General features: G+C 40.1%; 18 protein-coding genes and 2 other annotated features. Of the genes, 6 read left to right on the forward strand and 12 right to left on the reverse strand.

Going from position 1 to position 18,583, the window contains the following annotated elements:
• Window positions 1–145: 145 nt before the first annotated feature.
• On the reverse strand, window positions 146–1,549 hold the full coding sequence (gene pdxR / locus J2S17_RS05865) for a MocR-like pyridoxine biosynthesis transcription factor PdxR (protein WP_307472851.1): 1,404 nt from the start codon (window positions 1,547–1,549) through the stop codon (window positions 146–148).
• A 124-nt stretch (window positions 1,550–1,673) separates the two neighbouring features.
• On the opposite strand from pdxR, the gene pdxS reads away from it, so the two are divergent.
• Window positions 1,674–2,561: a pyridoxal 5'-phosphate synthase lyase subunit PdxS gene (gene pdxS, locus J2S17_RS05870; protein WP_307472853.1), complete on the forward strand. Its 888-nt coding sequence runs from the start codon at window positions 1,674–1,676 to the stop codon at window positions 2,559–2,561.
• 1 nt (window position 2,562) lies between these two features.
• Complete coding sequence (pdxT, locus tag J2S17_RS05875; RefSeq protein WP_307472855.1) at window positions 2,563–3,147, forward strand: pyridoxal 5'-phosphate synthase glutaminase subunit PdxT; 585 nt, start codon at window positions 2,563–2,565, stop codon at window positions 3,145–3,147.
• A 20-nt stretch (window positions 3,148–3,167) separates the two neighbouring features.
• Here the strand turns inward: pdxT and J2S17_RS05880 are convergent, their stop codons facing one another.
• The 3 genes from J2S17_RS05880 to J2S17_RS05890 all read right to left on the reverse strand — a co-directional run bounded on the left by J2S17_RS05880 (window position 3,168) and on the right by J2S17_RS05890 (window position 5,198).
• Window positions 3,168–3,290 carry a hypothetical protein gene (locus J2S17_RS05880; RefSeq protein ID WP_307472856.1) on the reverse strand — a complete coding sequence of 41 codons (123 nt, stop codon included), beginning with the start codon at window positions 3,288–3,290 and terminating at the stop codon, window positions 3,168–3,170.
• Window positions 3,291–3,419: 129 nt separating this feature from the next.
• A complete protein-coding gene (locus J2S17_RS05885) occupies window positions 3,420–4,214 on the reverse strand; it encodes an SDR family NAD(P)-dependent oxidoreductase (RefSeq protein WP_307472858.1) in 795 nt (264 codons plus the stop codon).
• An 18-nt stretch (window positions 4,215–4,232) separates the two neighbouring features.
• Entirely contained in the window at window positions 4,233–5,198 is a 966-nt protein-coding gene (locus tag J2S17_RS05890) for an MBL fold metallo-hydrolase (protein ID WP_307472860.1), read from the reverse strand.
• A gap of 211 nt (window positions 5,199–5,409) precedes the next feature.
• Window positions 5,410–5,632, forward strand: a binding site (T-box leader).
• 93 nt (window positions 5,633–5,725) lie between these two features.
• Between J2S17_RS05890 and proC the strand changes: the two genes are divergently transcribed.
• The gene (gene proC, locus J2S17_RS05895; protein ID WP_307472862.1) at window positions 5,726–6,556 is read left to right on the forward strand and encodes a pyrroline-5-carboxylate reductase; all 831 of its coding nucleotides are present in this window, start codon (window positions 5,726–5,728) and stop codon (window positions 6,554–6,556) included.
• A gap of 82 nt (window positions 6,557–6,638) precedes the next feature.
• Window positions 6,639–7,658 (forward strand): NADPH dehydrogenase NamA, encoded by a 1,020-nt coding sequence (namA, locus tag J2S17_RS05900; RefSeq protein WP_307472864.1) that lies wholly within the window; start codon window positions 6,639–6,641, stop codon window positions 7,656–7,658.
• 208 nt (window positions 7,659–7,866) lie between these two features.
• On the opposite strand, the gene J2S17_RS05905 is transcribed toward namA, so the two are convergent.
• Both J2S17_RS05905 and rnz read right to left on the reverse strand, forming a co-directional pair.
• Window positions 7,867–9,216: a sodium-dependent transporter gene (locus J2S17_RS05905; protein WP_307472866.1), complete on the reverse strand. Its 1,350-nt coding sequence runs from the start codon at window positions 9,214–9,216 to the stop codon at window positions 7,867–7,869.
• A gap of 171 nt (window positions 9,217–9,387) precedes the next feature.
• Window positions 9,388–9,615: a binding site (T-box leader), on the reverse strand.
• A gap of 128 nt (window positions 9,616–9,743) precedes the next feature.
• Window positions 9,744–10,667: a ribonuclease Z gene (gene rnz, locus J2S17_RS05910; protein WP_307472868.1), complete on the reverse strand. Its 924-nt coding sequence runs from the start codon at window positions 10,665–10,667 to the stop codon at window positions 9,744–9,746.
• Between the two features lie 230 nt (window positions 10,668–10,897).
• Here rnz and zwf point away from each other — a divergent pair, with 230 nt between their 5' ends.
• Window positions 10,898–12,391, forward strand: coding sequence for a glucose-6-phosphate dehydrogenase (zwf, locus tag J2S17_RS05915; RefSeq protein ID WP_307472869.1), 1,494 nt, complete (start codon window positions 10,898–10,900; stop codon window positions 12,389–12,391).
• A gap of 108 nt (window positions 12,392–12,499) precedes the next feature.
• On the opposite strand, the gene J2S17_RS05920 is transcribed toward zwf, so the two are convergent.
• From J2S17_RS05920 to mce, 5 genes are all read right to left on the reverse strand, one after another.
• Window positions 12,500–13,780, reverse strand: coding sequence for a DNA polymerase IV (locus J2S17_RS05920; protein ID WP_307472871.1), 1,281 nt, complete (start codon window positions 13,778–13,780; stop codon window positions 12,500–12,502).
• A 53-nt stretch (window positions 13,781–13,833) separates the two neighbouring features.
• A complete protein-coding gene (locus J2S17_RS05925) occupies window positions 13,834–14,325 on the reverse strand; it encodes a chemotaxis protein CheW (RefSeq protein WP_307472873.1) in 492 nt (163 codons plus the stop codon).
• A gap of 199 nt (window positions 14,326–14,524) precedes the next feature.
• Window positions 14,525–15,643 carry a tripeptidase T gene (locus J2S17_RS05930; protein WP_307472875.1) on the reverse strand — a complete coding sequence of 373 codons (1,119 nt, stop codon included), beginning with the start codon at window positions 15,641–15,643 and terminating at the stop codon, window positions 14,525–14,527.
• A gap of 109 nt (window positions 15,644–15,752) precedes the next feature.
• A complete protein-coding gene (locus J2S17_RS05935; protein WP_307472877.1) occupies window positions 15,753–17,303 on the reverse strand; it encodes an acyl-CoA carboxylase subunit beta in 1,551 nt (516 codons plus the stop codon).
• A 3-nt stretch (window positions 17,304–17,306) separates the two neighbouring features.
• Window positions 17,307–17,720 (reverse strand): methylmalonyl-CoA epimerase, encoded by a 414-nt coding sequence (mce, locus tag J2S17_RS05940; protein WP_307473245.1) that lies wholly within the window; start codon window positions 17,718–17,720, stop codon window positions 17,307–17,309.
• A gap of 171 nt (window positions 17,721–17,891) precedes the next feature.
• Between mce and prli42 the strand changes: the two genes are divergently transcribed.
• Window positions 17,892–17,984, forward strand: a complete 93-nt coding sequence (gene prli42 / locus J2S17_RS05945; RefSeq protein WP_307472879.1) for a stressosome-associated protein Prli42 — start codon at window positions 17,892–17,894, stop codon at window positions 17,982–17,984.
• A 60-nt stretch (window positions 17,985–18,044) separates the two neighbouring features.
• Here the strand turns inward: prli42 and J2S17_RS05950 are convergent, their stop codons facing one another.
• Window positions 18,045–18,557, reverse strand: a complete 513-nt coding sequence (locus tag J2S17_RS05950; RefSeq protein WP_307472882.1) for a L,D-transpeptidase — start codon at window positions 18,555–18,557, stop codon at window positions 18,045–18,047.
• Window positions 18,558–18,583: the final 26 nt, after the last annotated feature.

Consider the following 18,583-nt stretch of genomic DNA (forward strand, 5'->3'; position numbering starts at 1 on the left):
TTGACTACGAACCTTTGAAGACGATGTTTGCAGACCTTTTTAATATTTTTAATCCTTTTTTATTTTTATTTGGTTTTATTGTCTTAATATTCATTTTCATGCCCTTCTTCAAAAAGCACAAAAAATAACCACGATTAAAATGACTTTATTGCTTATATCCCCAGGCACTCAATAAAGTCATAATAGCTATTTCTAATTCTTCCTCAGGTATCCCGGCAAACCCCAACAATATTCTCGGTGGGAGTTCATGATTGACCTCTATTGAGTAACCTGATAGCGGATAAATTTTCAACCGTGCATTCAGAGCTTTTTGAACCAGCGTCGTTTCGTCCATCCCATTCTTTACAACAAGCACAATGTGCAAGCCTGAACGTTCCCCAATAATCGATAATTCATCTTCATAAGGCTTTATTAAACCGAGCACCCGATCCAATTTGCGCCGATAAACCTTCCTCATCCTGTTCAAATGCTTTTCAAAGTCCCCTTGTTTCATGAATTCTGTCAATACCTTTTGATCAATCCGCGATACAGTGGAGTGGTAAAAGGAAAGTTTATTTCGATAAATATCCATTAATGTTGTGGGCAATACCATATAACTAATTCTAACAGAAGGCATAAGCGATTTAGAAAAAGCGCCCAAATAAATGACCTTTTCGCCAAAATCCATACTTTGCAGCGAGGGAATTGTTTTGCCATTGTATCGAAATTCACTGTCATAATCATCTTCAATAATAAATCGGTTTTCATCATCATTCGCCCAATTTAATAATTTTTGTCGGCGATTAATTGATAGTACTGTCCCATATGGAAAATGGTGTGACGGGGTCGCATACACAACATCTATATTAGAGTTGGTGATTTCCTCCACGTCCACTCCCTCTTCATCAACATCGAGTGGAAAAACCTTGTTAGGATAATTCTTCAATATTTGTAGCATCAAGTGATAACCGGGATCTTCCACTCCATAAACCGTTTTTTCTCCCCATAAAAGAACAAGCTGCTGCAGTAGGGTTTCAACCCCCGCTCCGATGATAATCTGATCAGGTGTACATCTTACACCGCGGGAATGATATAAATAGTGGGCAATTTCACAGCGAAAATCATATTCTCCCTGATTATCTCCTAACAAAAGAAGCTTGTGATTGGCTCTATCCATTGTATTCTTAAAATACTTTCGCCATTTTTCAAAAGGGAAATTCACCGTATCAATATGGCTCGGATGAAAATTATAACGAATATCATCATAATTTTGTTGGTCTACTTTCACACTCTGATCCGTTGATGCGATATATTCTAAATCCTCGTAGGTTTGAACATAATAACCTTTTCTTGCAATAACTTCTACGTAACCTTCTGCAGTTAATTGATCATAGGATGTTTCAACGGTATTTTGACTTATTTCCAGAAAATTAGCCAATTTCCGCTTTGATGGAAGCTTTGTTCCATAGACAAGTCTGCCTTGTGTTATTTCTTTTTTAATATATAAATATAATTGTTCGTACAAAGGAACAGAACTATTTCGATTTAATTCACACGATAGCATTTCCATATATAATCACTCCGTTTTCCTCTGACCTCATTACTTTTATAAAAACTGATACTTTTAATACAATCAGATACTTTCTATACTAGTAAACAAATCCAATAAAAGCAATCAGGAGGAGATATAAGATATGAGCAAATTAGTAGGCACTGAGACTGTAAAAAGAGGTATGGCCCAAATGCAAAAGGGCGGAGTGATCATGGATGTTGTGAATGCGGAGCAAGCAAAGGTCGCAGAGGCTGCGGGTGCTGTTGCAGTTATGGCACTAGAAAGAGTGCCTTCTGATATACGAGCAGCAGGTGGCGTCGCAAGAATGGCTGATCCTCGCATTATCGAGGAGGTAATGAATGCTGTTACAATTCCTGTCATGGCTAAAGCAAGAATTGGACACATTGTCGAAGCTAGAGTTCTTGAGGCAATGGGAGTCGATTATCTTGACGAAAGTGAAGTATTAACGCCTGCAGACGAAGAGTACCATATTTTAAAAAGCGATTTCACTGTGCCATTTGTTTGCGGATGCCGCGATTTGGGCGAAGCTGCCCGCAGAATTGGCGAAGGCGCATCCATGCTGCGCACAAAAGGCGAGCCTGGAACAGGCAATATTGTTGAAGCTGTTCGTCATATGCGCAAGGTTCAAGCTCAAATTCGCAAGATTACTGTAATGAGCGATGATGAACTAATGACTGAAGCAAAAAATCTTGGTGCTCCATTTGAAATTTTACGAGAAATCAAAAAGGCTGGAAAACTGCCAGTGGTGAATTTTGCAGCAGGCGGAATCGCGACTCCTGCAGATGCTGCTCTGATGATGGAGCTAGGATCTGACGGAGTGTTTGTTGGATCAGGCATATTCAAATCGGAAAATCCAGAAAAGTTCGCAAGTGCCATCGTGCAAGCGACCACTTATTATACAGATTACGATTTAATCGGACGTTTATCAAAAGAGCTGGGAAGTGCCATGAAAGGAATCGACATATCCAAATTATCACTTGAGGAAAGAATGCAGGAGCGTGGCTGGTAATATGCTTACGATCGGTGTATTAAGTCTTCAAGGTGCAGTAGCTGAACATTTTCTTCAAATTGAAAGGCTTGGCGCTCGCGCAATAGAAATCAAACAGCCCGAGCAGTTAACTGACATTGATGGTCTGATTATTCCCGGCGGTGAAAGTACAACCATGAGAAAATTGATGGATCGATATGGATTCATAGGGCCGCTCAAAAAATTTGCAAATGAAAATAAACCGATTTTCGGAACATGTGCCGGTATGGTTTTACTGGCAAAAAAACTATCGGGATCCGAGGAAGCACACTTAGGTTTAATCGACATAACTGTTACGAGAAATGCTTTTGGCCGGCAGCGCGATAGTTTCGAAACGACTTTGAATATGCACGGATTGGTTCAAACCATTCCTGCAGTATTTATTCGTGCGCCTATAATTGAAGAAGCTGGCGAAGAGGTTGAAGTACTCGCAAGCCATGAGCAAAGTATTGTTGCCGCTCGACAGGGAAATGTGCTCGTGTGCTCCTTCCATCCGGAATTGACGGAGGATACACAAATCCTTGGTATTTTTATTGAAATGATCAAGGATGCGCAGAAAATAGCTTAATAGAGCTATAGAGGGTAATTCTAGTATGAGGATTGGGCAGCAGGATTGAGTCTTGCCGCCCTTTTTCTTCTTTTTGGACAGCGATTGTCTAGTATTCTATTTTTTCTTTCCTTCTTTTTTAGCAGAGATTGTCCAGAATCCATACTTTCACTCCTTAGCTTGAGATAGACGGACTGGATTTTAAATTGAAAAGAAAAAAGATGCCTCAAAAATAAGCATCTTTCTCGCTGCTGCAATCCTTCCTAACAGAAAAAGCCAATTGAAGAATCACCTTATTTTTTATTAAATACATTGCTGCCCACACGCTCAAATAACCGCGGAAAAAGAGCAAAAATAATACTCCCCATATTCATCCAGCGAGGTAAATTGATTTCCCTTGTTGAAGTGAGCATACTATCGACAACTTTTTTCGCTACTGCTTCCGGATCGAGCATATATTTTTTTACATTCTCTACATATGTGCCCTCTTTGTCGGCTATATTAAAAAAATTGGTTTCAATCGGACCCGGGTTCACTGCAGTCACTTTAATTCGGTGCTTGTGAAGCTCCATACGCAAGCTATTTGTATAGCCTAATACTGCATGCTTTGTGGCGGAATAGGCACTGGATTTTGGTGTAGCGATTTTTCCAGCCTGTGAAGCGATATTAATGATATGCCCATGCTTTTGGTCCAACATTTGCGGGAGCACCATTTTCGTGCAAGAAATTAAGCCAATAACATTCACATCAAACATCGCTTTTACTTCAGCCATTTCTGCTTCATTCGCATAGCTAAAGACACCAAATCCAGCATTATTGACGAGCACATGCACCTCTTTAAATACCCTCTGCACCTGTGCAAACACAGTGGCCACTTTATCCGTATCTGAGACATCTAATTGAAAAATATGAAAATCTCCTGAAAAACGGCGCTTCAGCTCTGCTTGCAATATCTGTAATTTCTCAATGTTTCTAGCAATGAGTACAAGATTAGCTCCACGTTCTGCACAAAGATAAGCCATTCTTTCTCCGATTCCACCGGAAGCCCCGGTGATAATAATATTTTTGCTTTGCAGGCATTGCGCCAAAAGGATCCCCCCTTGCTTCTATTTATCTGCAGAATAAAGAAAAGCGCTTCCTTCTTTATATTTACTAATCTCTCCTAATGCGAGTAAATAGTCAAGCTGAGCCACTGTTTCAGAAATGGTTAATGGCAGTTCACGCTGATATACTTTCGGGAAAAGCCTTTTGCATATATCAAATACAGTCATCGGTTCTTCTACTAGCCAGCCTCTTACCTTCATTGCGCGATCATGCTGACTTTTGCGCCTTTTATCAATTAACTCGTTCACATTGGTAAAATCTTTTCCATGACCGGCATAAAAGGTTGTAATCGGCAAGCGCTTAAGCTTATCCAGTGCTTCATTATATTGCAATAAAGATTTAGGACGTTCCGTTTCACCAGGCAGCGGGGGTTCCATTAAGGGATTAGGCGATATATGGGCAAGCAAATGATCTCCGCCAATATAAACGCCATCACTTTCTCTTAATAACCCTATATGACTTTGTGCGTGACCTGGGGTTTCTATCACCTTCCAGCCATTAAGCCCAATGGGAGCATCTCCTTCAGTCAAAACACCTGTAAGAGAACGGCTGCAGAAAAAACGAAGCTCACTTGTAAGCATATGAGTAAACTTCTCGAATATATTAACTAACCCAAATTCCGGGAGTATTTTCCGATAGAATTGATTATTCTCCTGCAAGAAATCTTCTGTACGATTGAGCCACCGCTCATTTAAAGGATGCCCATAAACCTTCATCTCTTTTGGAAAATAGTCAAGCAGCCCCACATGATCAGGATGATGATGAGTCAATATTATTTGTTCTATATCATTGATAGTCAATCCTAAATCCTTGAGTTCACTATGTAATGCTGCCCAAGCCTCATCCGTCTTCGGACCTGCATCAATGAGCGTCAATCGTTCTCCACTGATTAAGTACAAATTCACATCGCCAACCGGAAAAGGTGTCGGGATGACTAATTTTGCTATATTGTTGGTCCAAACTGCCATTGATTTCAATCCCTTCCAATAAAATCATTATATTTAAATAAAAAGACAATAGCACTTCATTTGCATCTTTCATATATATAAGTAAGTGTAGCTTTATTATAAGAAAATGTCATTATTTTCACATAACTTTATTCATAAATAATTCAAAATAAACAGAAACACACTTGACAAACAAGCTGTTTATCAAGCATAATCACAATAAAATTGAACGTCTAAGGCAATGACTAAGAATAGTAGATGAACGAAGGCGAAAGAGAGTGAAGCTCACCGGCTGAAAGGCTTCACAGTCCACTTGTCCATTGAACCTACCTTATGAGCTGTTAGGTAAACCTAAACGTATATCCGGCGTTAACGGAGTTAAGTTGCCTTCCCTAGCGTTAAAATGGAAGGTAAATGAAGGTGGTACCACGGAAGCAAACCCTTTCGTCCTTTACAGGATGAGAGGGTTTTTTTGTATTTTGTTCTTGTAGCCTCGACAGAATTTGCGAAACTTCACTAACTATCAACATTTTCAAGGGGGAGACACGATGAAAAAAATAGCATTCATTGGAGCCGGATCTATGGCGGAGGCTTTAATTTCTGGGATGATTAAAAACAACCTGATAGATGGAGACCATATATGGGTAACAAATAAATGCAACCATGAAAAACTCAATCAATTACAAGCGCAATATCATGTACAAATCACTTACGACCTACAGTCTTTATTCAAAGAGACAAACATTGTCTTTTTAGCAATGAAACCGAAGGATGTCGCTGAGGCTGTTCATAAAATTAAAGCATATTTGAAGAAAGACATGCTGATTATCTCTGTGCTCGCCGGAGTATCCATCAATAGTATTGAGTCGCTTGCCGAGGAAGAACTGGCAATCGTTCGCGCAATGCCGAATACATCGGCGACAGTCGGAAGGTCGGCAAGCGCTCTTTCTATCAATAACCGAGTAACAGCTGAACAAATGAAGCTTGTTCAGCAAATATTTGAAACGGTCGGCCTCGCAACAACTGTAAGAGAAGATCAGCTGGATGCTGTTACAGGGTTGTCTGGCAGCGGTCCTGCCTATATTTATTATTTGGCTGAAGCGATGGAAAAAAGCGCAGAAGAAATCGGGCTTGAAAAGGGCATGGCTAAGAAGTTTATTATCCAGACATTAATCGGGGCGGCAGAGATGCTTGACAAATCTCCTAAAGAATCTGAGCAGCTTAGAAAAGACGTGACAAGTCCAGGCGGCACAACTGAAGCTGGATTAAAAGTTTTAGACGAACATGCTGTTCAGCAAGCAGTCATTGATTGCATTAAAGAAGCCACAGCCCAATCAAAGAAGCTGGGATTGAATTTCAATAAAAGCATGAAAGTATAGTTCCTGTGAGCTAGTTTCTTTTTCATCAAAACTTGTACTTGTTATACTGTTATTACTACCAAAATTTCTAGGAGGCTATTTAATGGAAAAGAAGCTATTCTCACCCTATAAAATTAAAGATTTAACCTTAAAGAATAGAATTGTTATGGCACCAATGTGCATGTATTCAAGCTATAAAGAAGATGGAAAAATAACCAATTGGCATCTTACTCACTATTTGAGCAGAGCGATTGGTCAAGTAGGGCTGATTATTATTGAAGCCACGTCCGTAACTCCTCAAGGCCGCATTTCACCGAGGGATTTAGGGATATGGAATGATGAGCAAATCGAAGGCTTAAAAGACCTGACTGACCAGTTAAAAGCAAATGGATCTGCTCCAGGAATCCAGCTTGCACATGCAGGGAGAAAAGCAGTATTAGATGGTGAAATCATTGCTCCCTCTGCCTTTGCATTCGATGAAAACCACAAACAGCCAAAGGAAATGACATTGCAGGAAATCACCGAAACAATCCAAGCATTTAAGCAAGCCGCTATTCGTGCAAAAAAAGCGGGCTTTGAAGTAATCGAGATTCATGGAGCCCACGGCTATTTAATTAATGAATTCCTATCACCGCTCACAAATACCCGAACCGATGAATATGGAGGATCTGTAGAGAATCGCTATCGTTTCTTAAAGGAAATCATTGATGCCACTTCCTCTGTTTGGGATGGACCATTATTTGTAAGGGTATCGGCAAATGATTATAACGAAGATGGATTAATCGCTAAAGACTATGTGCAAATCAGTAAATGGATGAAGGAACAAGGCGTTGACTTAATTGATGTAAGCTCAGGCGGTGTTGTCCCGGCAAGAATTCACGCATATCCAGGCTACCAAGTAAGGTTTGCTGAGGAAATCAAAGGAGGAGCACAAATCCCTACCGGGGCAGTTGGCTTAATTACCACTGGCATTCAAGCAGAGGATATCTTGCAGAATGAACGTGCAGACCTCATCTTCATCGCCCGCGAGCTTCTAAGAGATCCCTATTGGCCGAGGACTGCAGCAAAAGAACTTAGAACAGAGATTGCACCACCAAAACAATACACTAGAGGCTGGATTTAACCCAAAAAGTGAAGGCGGCTCGTTCAGGAGCGACAAGCTTAAGACGAGGCTCTTAGAAAGGTGGTCTTTCCTTTCTGAGGGGCTTGACTTAAGACCTCGAGCTCCTAGCGCAGCTGGACTACTCAAAAAGTGAAGGCGGCTCGTTCAGGAGTGCACGCGTTCAGCTTCACAAATAAGAAAGAGGGATGGTCCACCATCCCTCTTTCTTCTATTTAAATAATTTAAGCAAACCTGATGAATCTAGAAATACTGCGATAATCACAAGCGGTACAATATATCTCATCAAGAAGTACCAAACAGTGAAAACACCGTTTAAGGATTTTGAATCCATAATCAATTCGCTTTTTAAAAGATCTTTTTTCATTTTATATGAAACGAAGATGGATATGAGTAAAGCACCGAACGGCATTAGGATATTGCTCACAAGGAAATCTGCACTGTCGAAGATTGATTTTCCGAAAATGGTGATATCTGAAAGTACGCTATAGGATAACGCTGAAGGTACACCTAAAGCAAATATGCCAATTCCGACTATCCAAGAGATAAGGGCTCTGCCATTGCTTTTTCCTTTCGTGACAGATGCGACAACAATCTCAAGCATCGAGAAAGCAGATGTCAAGGTTGCAAATAAGAACAAAGCAAGGAATAGGAATAAAAATACCTTTCCGAAAATGATTTGATCAAATACAGCAGGCAATACGATAAATAACAGACCAGGTCCTGCTTCAGGCTGATAACCTAAAGAAAACACGGCAGGAAAAATCGCGAGTCCAGCTAAAATTGAAATAAATAGGTTCATTATAACCACTGAGATTGCTGGTTGCATGAGACTTTCTTTTTTCGCTAAATATGAGCTGTATGTGACCATTACGGAAATACCAACGCTTAGTGAGAAGAAAGATTGTCCGAGTGCATAAAGGACACTTTCAGAAGTTATCTTAGAGAAATCAGGCTGTAAAAAGAACTTAACCCCTTCCATTGCATTATCTAAAGTAAGCGACCTGATAATTAAAATAATGAATAAGATGAATAAGGCAGGCATCATAATTTTGCTGACTTTTTCAATGCCTTGCTGAATGCCTTTTGCAACAACTGCAATGGTAATAAATAAGAATAACCCCTGTGCAGCAACAGATGCTATTGGACTTGAAACAGATTGATTAAATAAACCTTCGTATCCGCTTGTCCCCTCTGCGGTTAATCCCGTAATACCATAGAATAAGTATTGAATCACCCATCCGCCAATGACACTATAAAAAGATAATAGGATAACAGCGGTAATGACCCCCAAATAACCAATCCAATGCCATTTCGTCTTTGGCGCAATTTCTTTATAAGCGGAAATTGCTTCTTTTCCTGTACTGCGCCCAATAACAAACTCAGCGAGCAACAGCGGAAAACCAATAAATAGTGAAAAAAGGAGAAATAAAAAGATGAAAGCTCCCCCACCGCTAGTACCTGTTATATAAGGCAGCTTCCAAATGGCGCCAAGTCCAATTGCCGAACCAGCTGAAGCCAATATGAAGCCAACCTTTGAAGACCATTGATCGTTTTGCATAACTGTTCCTCCTTTTTCCCATGTAGAATGCTTATTTATCCTGTGATGCATGGAGAAATAAACATTGAAAACGTGCAGCAGCGCACTTGCTTTTCTTGATGGTATTATCCAGCTACATCGAAGAATTTTGTTCAAATCATTTTTTTAAAATACAAAAAAGCCGTATCATTCAAAAGGGACGTGTGATCACGCGGTACCACCCTTTTTGAAAGCATACGACTTTCCACTCAAATTTATAACGGCAAGAAACCGTCTCTACTGCCATATCGGCCGATGTTTACAGTAAAGAAAAAGCTCCAAGATTGAAATTCATCTTATCTTTGTGTCAGCTCTCACCATATACTGACTCTCTATCCAACAGGGAAATAAGACTTAATAGATTCTCTTCATAGCTTTTTAAATATAATTTTTTTGTATAAATGTGATTATAGTATGCCGCTGGATGAGAGTCAATGAAAGTTTTAAAAAAAATAAGAATTCATATTCAATCATTGTAAAAAGACTTAATTGTTTTATGTTCTTCAAGATTATCTAAAAGGAATATTAATTTCTTTAAAATCCTCAGCAATTTCTGTATTAGAGAAAATCTCCTGCGCTTCTGCAGCAAGCTGCAGCCACTCTGATCGATCATAGCGTGAACTGATATGAGTGATGCAAAGTTTAATCGCATTGGCTCCCTTAGCTACTTCTGCAGCTTGCAGCGTAGTTGAATGAAAATATTCAAAGGCAAGCTGCTCCTCTCCTTGTGAAAATGTAGCCTCATGTATGAGCAGATCCGCATCCTGCGCCAAGTCTAGAGCCGCTTTGCACATTCTCGTATCACCCAGGATGGCTACAACTCTTCCCTTTTGATCCGGCCCCACAAATTGAGCAGAATCAAGAATTCTTCCGTCTTCAAGTGTGACAGATTCGCCTGCTTTAATCTTTTTAAAAACCGGACCCGGCTGAACTCCCTCTGCAATTAATTTCTCAGCCAGCAGAGTTCCTGGAAGGTCCTTTTCAACTACCCGATAGCCATAGGAAGGTATCCCATGCTCAAGTAGCTTGGTTTCTATAAGGTATTGTTCATCCTCATAAACAAGACCTTCTGTAATCTCGACAATCTTCAGCGGGTATTTTAAATAAGTTTGACTGACAGCTAAAGAAACCTCGATATACTCTTTTATCCCTTTTGGTCCATAAACCGTTAGTTCTGAGTTGCCACCTTGAAAAGATCGGCTGGATAAAAAGCCGGGCAAGCCGTATATATGATCACCATGAAGATGTGTAATAAAAACCTTTTCAACTCTTCTCGGTTTAATGCTTGTATGTAAAATTTGGTGCTGAGTAGCCTCCCCGCAGTCAAATAACCAGATCGCGCCTCTTTCTTCAAGAAGCTTAAATGCGATGCTAGTCACATTTCTTTGCTTTGCAGGTATGCCTGCCCCCGTACCTAAGAAATAAACATCCACTTACACTGACTTCCTTTCTCTTCAATCTCATTGTTACCATCATACTATATTTCCAGTCTCCTGGCCCCATCGATCGATAAAACAATATAAAAGCACGTCTAAGGGGTTGCTGTTTTAACTTGAAAAGGATAAAATTTAATACTTGAGTGGGTATATATAATGTATCTGTGATGAACCTAAAACAGAGCTAGTTTATCATATGAATTTTTTATGAAGAAAGGAATATTCAATTGAACTATACTGAAAAACCAACCGCCTTAATCATGATTTTTGGAGCAACTGGGGATTTAGCCAAACGCAAACTATTCCCCTCTCTTTATCGACTCTATAAAAGAGGAAAGCTATCTGACCGCTATGCCATCATCGGTGTAGCTAGAAGAGAACTGACAAATGATGCTTTCCAGAAGAGTGTTAAAACTTCCATTCAAGCAGCTATCAAAGATTGTGATGACCTCGATTCATTTGTTTCCCATTTTTATTACCATTCTCACGATGTTACAGATTCAAGCTCTTACTTATCATTAAAAACAATGGCTAATGATTTAGATCAACACTATCAGCTTGACGGAAATAGAATCTTTTATTTAGCGATGGCACCAGAGTTTTTCGGAACCATTGCCGAGCATCTAAAGTCAGACGGATTAACAGAGGTATCAGGCTTCAAGCGCCTTGTCATTGAAAAACCTTTTGGCCATGATTTAGAATCGGCAAAAGAGCTTAACAATCAGCTTCGCCAAGCATTCTCAGAAGATGAAGTCTATCGTATTGATCATTACTTAGGAAAAGAAATGGTCCAAAACATAGAAGTGATTCGTTTTGCTAATGCGATTTTCGAACCATTATGGAATAACCGGTATATCTCTAATATTCAAATTACATCCAGTGAGGTGTTGGGTGTAGAAGAACGCGGTCGCTACTACGAAACAAGCGGGGCTCTTCGAGATATGGTGCAGAACCATATGCTGCAAATGGTTGCACTTCTAGCGATGGAACCGCCTATCCGCCTCAATACGGAAGAAATCCGAGCGGAGAAAGTAAAAGTATTCCGAGCAATGAATATGCTGGAAGGCGAAGCAGTTAAAGAAAATTTTGTACGGGGTCAATATGGAAGAGGAACAGTGGATGGAGTGGATGTTCCTGCTTATCGAGAGGAGCAAATGGTTAACCCTGAATCCAATACAGAAACATTTGTTGCTGGGAAACTATCGATTGATACGTTCCGCTGGAAGGGTGTGCCATTTTATATCCGTACTGGGAAAAAAATGGCCGCTAAATCAACAAAGATTGTCATTCAATTTAAAGACATTCCGATGAACCTCTACTATCAAACAGAAAAAACATTAAACCCGAATTTGCTTGTGATCCATATTCAGCCTGAAGAAGGCATCACCCTTTATTTAAACGCACAAAAAGCAGGTGAAAACGTGGAGACAACGCCTGTTAAGCTCAATTTCGCTAACTCAGGTATTGATGGGAATACACCCGAAGCTTATGAAAGATTATTATATGATTGCATGCGCGGTGATGCAACTAACTTTACTCATTGGGATGAAGTTTCCCTCTCTTGGAGTTTTGTTGATAAAATCTCTGAGGTATGGGAAAACACAAAAGCAGAGAATTTCCCCAATTACGAAGCTGGTTCAATGGGACCACGCAAAGCAGACGAGCTGCTAGAAAAAGACGGCTTCTTCTGGTGGCCTGTAGACCATCTAAAGTACAAATAAGATGAAATAAAAGCAATGTCCAAATATCATTTGGGCATTCTTTTTATGCGATGTGATGACTTTAATAAAATAAAGAACGAGCAGAAAATACAGCCTTCTGCCCGTTCTTTATTCTTTTTCGTTTTCCCGTTTATACATCTGTAGAAAATCCTTGCTGAAGCTCGTGCTTGTCCCGATATTCTCCTGTTTCTTTTTTGTATCGGACAGTGAAGCGGCATGGTCAATGATGCGTGAACCATACTTCTCCCTAAGTTGATCCACTGTTTTATAGAGAGGCTCTTTCTTTGCTTCTTTTTCATAATTGAATAGGTTAAGCTGTTTTACTGCATGATCTTGTTCGACCACTTCTATTCCCGTGACACCAAGCAGCCTCACAGCATTACCATTCCAATGCTTATGAAAAAGCTGTTTGGCTATCGTAAGGATTTCTTCCTCAGATTGAATTGGATTATTCAATTTTTTACTTCTAGTGATTGTTTTTCTATCCTTATATCTTATCGTAATCCCTAATCCTGTCGCGAGTACTTTTTTCCTTTTCAAGCGGACAGACACTTTCAAAGAGAGGCTTGCCAGCACTTTATTTAACTCCTGCTGATTTACGACATCACGTGGCAGCGTGGTTGAGTTTCCAACACTTTTGAATTCTGCTGCCGACTCGGGATCAACCTGTCTATTGTCTACACCATTTGCCTTTTCCTTTAAACGCAGCCCATTGATACCGAGCACAGCTTTTAATTTTATATCGTTGGCTTTTGCTAATTCTCCGATCGTTTGAACATCCATGTTCCGCAGCTTTTCACCTGTTTTCTTACCAACACCGTGCATTTCTTCAACATTTAAAGGCCATAAAACTTTTGGTACATCACGCTTTCTCAGAACCGTAATGCCCATTGGCTTTTTCATATCTGAAGCCATTTTAGCGAGAAATTTATTTGGAGCTATGCCAATACTGCACGGTAAATCAAGCTGCTCCTTCACCCTCTTTTGGATGATTTCGGCAATTTCAAGTGGCGAACCATAATCATGGCTATTTGTAATGTCCATATACCCTTCATCTATGGAAACTGGCTCAACCAGGTCTGCATAGCCTTGTAGAATCTCAAACATACCGATAGAGGCTGCTCGATACCGGTCAAAATTTGGCGTCTTTACAATCAGCTGTGGACAGAGCTTTTTTGCTTCCCATAACGGCATCGTCGTTTTCACACCAAAGCTTCTCGCTTCATAGCTGCATGTGACAATGATCCCCCTGCGTTCTTCCGGGTTTCCAGCAATCGCAAGCGGCTTTCCCTTCAAGGACGGGTCATAAGCCATCTCAACTGATGCATAAAAACTATTCATATCAACATGTAAAATTACTCGGCCGTTTTTAGGATACATTTGCTTCATTCAAAGCACTTCCCATTTCGTTCTTTTACATATATTGTACCAGAAAAGATGCTCTATTGCGCTGAAGGTTCCTTCAATTCCACTGCTTCTTTAATGTAATCGTCAATTCTTTCTACTCCCTCCAAGGATTCAATAAAGGAGTTTGGATTGATAACAGTGATCAGTCTTGAGTGAAGATTAGCTATACCTGACATATACGATAATCCATAATGAGAGAATAGACCTATTTTTTCGATTTTTTCTTCAGCTATTTCAATAATCTCTTTCGCATCAGCTACGATTAAGCCAAACTCAAAGCTCTTTCCCCTTAAAACCAATATACGAACGGTCTCATCTATCAGTAATGCTCCTTGATAAAAAGTGTTCTCGATGTCAATCACCGGAATGAGGTGACCTCTGGATTTAACAACCCCTATTACATAGCTTGGCAGCTGAGGAATCCTATTGATTTCTTCCACTTTTTCAATAGATATTACATGGCTGATTGGAATTGCATATTCCTCTGTTCTCACTTGAAAAACAACAAACTTTCTCTCTTCATTCAAAATAAAAAGCCCTCCCCAACACATCAGTTATAGTAAAATATAACATATATAATCGGAATGAACTAGATTAATATTTAAGTCTTTATACCCATAAAATATGAGGGATATATGAAAATAAGCAAGTGATTTTTCAAGCTCATTTCACAATAACGGAAACAAAAAAAGAGATAGCTTTCACGCTACCTCTTTTAAGATTATGTTATTCTGTTACTTCTTCTATAATTGCGATAACCATTTCAGCTAGTTTATTTAGCTCTTCAATAGACATGCGTTCATTCGTAGTATGAATTTCTTCATAACCTACGGCTAAATTTACCGTAGGGATGTTAAAGCCCGCAATCACATTGGCATCACTGCCGCCGCCACTGTGCAGCAATTCACTTGGTCTACCAATTTTCTTTGCAGCTTTTTTAGCTAATTCAACGACATGGTCGCCTTCTCCATATTTAAAGCCAGGGTACATCACTTCAATTTCTACCTCAGCTTTTCCTCCCATTTCCTCTGCAGCACTTTCAAAAGCTTCCTTCATCTTGCTCACTTGCTGCTCCATTTTTTCATTGATAAGAGAACGTGCTTCAGCTAGTATCTCAACATGGTCACAGACGATATTCGTTTGCTTGCCACCTTCGAAACGGCCGATATTTGCTGTTGTTTCTGAATCAATGCGGCCAAGAGGCATTCTTGCAATCGCTTTGGATGCCATTGTTATAGCAGAAACGCCCTTTTCTGGTGCAACACCCGCATGAGCAGTCTTTCCAATTATTGTTGCTCTTACTTTTGCTTGTGTAGGCGCCGCAACAATAATGTTTCCAACTTTTCCATCACTATCAAGTGCATAGCCGAACTTAGCTTTCATCAATGATTGGTCAAGTACTTTCGCACCCACTAAACCTGACTCCTCACCAACTGTGATGACGAATTGAATCATACCATGAGGAATATTTTTTTCCTTCAGTATCTTAACAACCTCAAGCATTACAGCTAAGCCTGCTTTATCATCCGCACCTAGAATCGTTGTGCCGTCCGTTACAACATAGCCATCCTTAATTGAAGGCTTCACACCAATCCCAGGGACAACTGTATCCATATGAGAAGTAAAGTAGATGGGATCAACACCCTCTTTTGTCGCATTAAGTGTACAGATTAGATTGCCAGCTCCATGACCTGTCTGCTCAGTTGTATCATCCTCGTACACTTCCACACCTAAATCACGAAACTTTTTCTTTAATACTTTTGCAATTTGTGTTTCATACTTTGTTTCTGAATCAATTTGTACAAGCTCTAGAAATTCATTCAATAGTCTTTCTTCATTAATCATTAAGTATAGACCCCCAAATTTTTAAGGAAATATCTTGAAACGTTTGGTCCCAAGATCTCCTTTTATCATTATAAGTATACTCCTAAGAGATTTTATCAGCAAATGAGAATTATAGTGGGATATTTCCATGTTTTTTATGCGGTCTAGATTCTTTTTTATTTCTAAGCATTTCAAGTGCTTGAATGATTTTGATTCTCGTTTCACGAGGATCAATAACATCATCCACCATCCCTCTGCTTGCTGCTACGTATGGGTTGGCAAACTTTTCTCTATATTCTTCAATTTTTTGCGCTCTTGTCGCTTCTGGATTGTCGCTGTTTGCTATTTCTTTTGCAAAAATGATATTGGCCGCACCTTGTGGTCCCATAACAGCAACTTCAGCATTAGGCCACGCAAAAACTAAATCTGCACCAATCGATTTACTGTTTAAAGCCACATATGCACCGCCAAATGCTTTTCGTAAAATCACTGTAAGCTTAGGAACAGTCGCCTCTGAATACGCATACAAAATCTTTGCACCATGACGAATAATTCCTCCATGTTCCTGTTTAACACCCGGGAAGAATCCGGTAACATCTTCAAATGTAATCAGCGGAATATTAAATGAGTCACAGAATCGGATGAATCTTGCAGCTTTATCAGAAGAATCGATATCAAGTCCGCCAGCCATCACTTTGGGCTGATTGCAAACTAGCCCGACAGACTCACCTTTGATTCGCGCAAGTCCTACAACAATATTTTTTGCAAAATCGGGCTGTACTTCCATGAAGGAATCCGTATCGACAACCTGCTCAATCACCTTCCGGACATCGTATGGCCGGATCGCATCAAAAGGAATGATATCGGTTAAGTCTGGCCGATAATCATCTTTTTCCTCCACATCATTAATCGGTGCTTTTTCCTCATTATTTTGCGGGAGATAGCTTAAAAGATGACGTACCTGCTCAATCACCTCTGCCTCTGTCTCCCCTTTAAAATGGGCATTCCCACTAATTGTATTATGTACTTTAGCTCCACCTAAATCCTCCGGTGAGATTTTTTCCCCAGTTACAGTTTCAATTACTTTTGGTCCTGTAATGAACATTTGACTTGTTTTTTCAACCATAAACACAAAGTCAGTGATGGCAGGGGAATATACAGCGCCTCCAGCACATGGTCCCATAATTACAGAGATTTGCGGGATCACACCTGAATAGATGGAATTGCGATAGAAAATATGGCCATAGCCGTCCAGAGAAACGACACCTTCTTGAATTCTAGCTCCCCCCGAATCATTCAGACCAATGAAAGGCGCTCCATTTTCAGCTGCTAAATCCATGACATTGGCAATCTTCTTCGCGTGCATCTCGCCCAATGCACCCCCAAAGACTGTGAAGTCCTGCGAAAACAAGAAAATCGGCCTGCCGTTTACTTTTCCGTATCCCGTAACCACGCCATCTCCCGGTCCTTTTTGCTTATCAAGACCAAAATCGGTGCTTCGATGTTCAATAAACGGATTTAATTCTACGAATGTACCAGCATCAACTAAGAGATCAATACGCTCTCTCGCTGTCAGCTTGCCCTTCTCGTGCTGCTTCTCAATGCGCTCGTCTCCTCCGCCTAGCTCTACTTCCCTGCGGCGGTCATACAGTTCGTTAATCTTCTCATAGATGTCTGCCATTACTTATTTCAACCCTTTCTTTTCACATAGTTCGTATAAAATGCTGCCTGTGGATTTTGGATGCATGAAGGCCACATGTGCGCCGCCAGCGCCAATTTTAGGCTCATCTTGAATCATTCTAATACCATGAGTTTTCATTTCATCAATGCGCTCTTGTATCGAATCCACACCTAAAGCAACATGGTGCAGACCTTCTCCGCGCTTTTCTATAAATTTAGCTACCGCACTCTGGTCATGCTGAGGTTCTAAAAGCTCAAGCTTTGTTTCTCCAGCCTTTAAGAAGGCTACCCTTATGCCTTCGCTTTCCACTTCTTCGATGCCCAGTAAAGGCAGCTGCAATATGTCCGTATAAAAGGGTAAAGTCTCGTCCAAAGAACGAACAGCAATACCAATATGATCGATTTTTTTAATCAATATCTTCCCCCCCTAGTACTAGCAAAACGTTGCTTATATTCTCACTATATATAATTATAATAATATTCTCTTAATATGTCGAATACCCTCTATTTTATTGCGAGCGGTTGTTCAATCATCTATTTCCTAGTAAAATACATATAAGGACTATTTCACAGAAAGGTTGGATTTAATTTGTCAAAAAAAACAAGAAAGATTGTCGTCTATTTAATGATCTTTGCTATGCTCGCATCATCTCTGCTTGTTGGCTTAACGATGCTGTTTTAATAAACATAAAAGGGACAGATAAGCACTCTCGCAAACGGAATGCTTATCTGTCCCTTTTTCTTATTGTATTGCTCCATATTCTCTGCCAAGCTGTTCAAAGCTTTTATTTGTCGAAAGGATTAAAACTTTTGAACCAAGCGGTACGCTGTCATATAAGGTTTCGACACCCGTATTCTGAAGGCGGATGCAGCCATTTGAAACATAATGCCCAATCGAATTCGGGTTATTCGTCCCATGAATACCGTAGATTCTCCCGTCTGTATCCTTTGCATCGAAGCCAATCCACCTAGTTCCGAGCGGATTCTTAGGATCTCCGCCTTCTATATCCTTCCTTCGATAATAAGGCTCTTCTGCCTTCACAGTTATCGTGAAAAATCCTTCCGGGGTGAGTTCCTCCTTCTTCCCAGTCGCTGCAGACTGAACGGATTGAACCTTGTTTTCATTTATAAAAGCAACCTCATTATTCATTTTGTTCACTATTACCAATGGATCCCCAGGCAGTGGATTAGGTCCAAGCGGCCAAATCGGTGAAAGTGTAAAGGCAAGGAGAAGAGAATATACAAGATTAAGCATAGGATCACACTCCACTTGTCAGTTTC

The sequence above is a fragment of the Cytobacillus purgationiresistens genome (genome assembly GCF_030813235.1).
GTDB lineage: Bacteria > Bacillota > Bacilli > Bacillales > Cytobacillaceae > Cytobacillus > Cytobacillus purgationiresistens.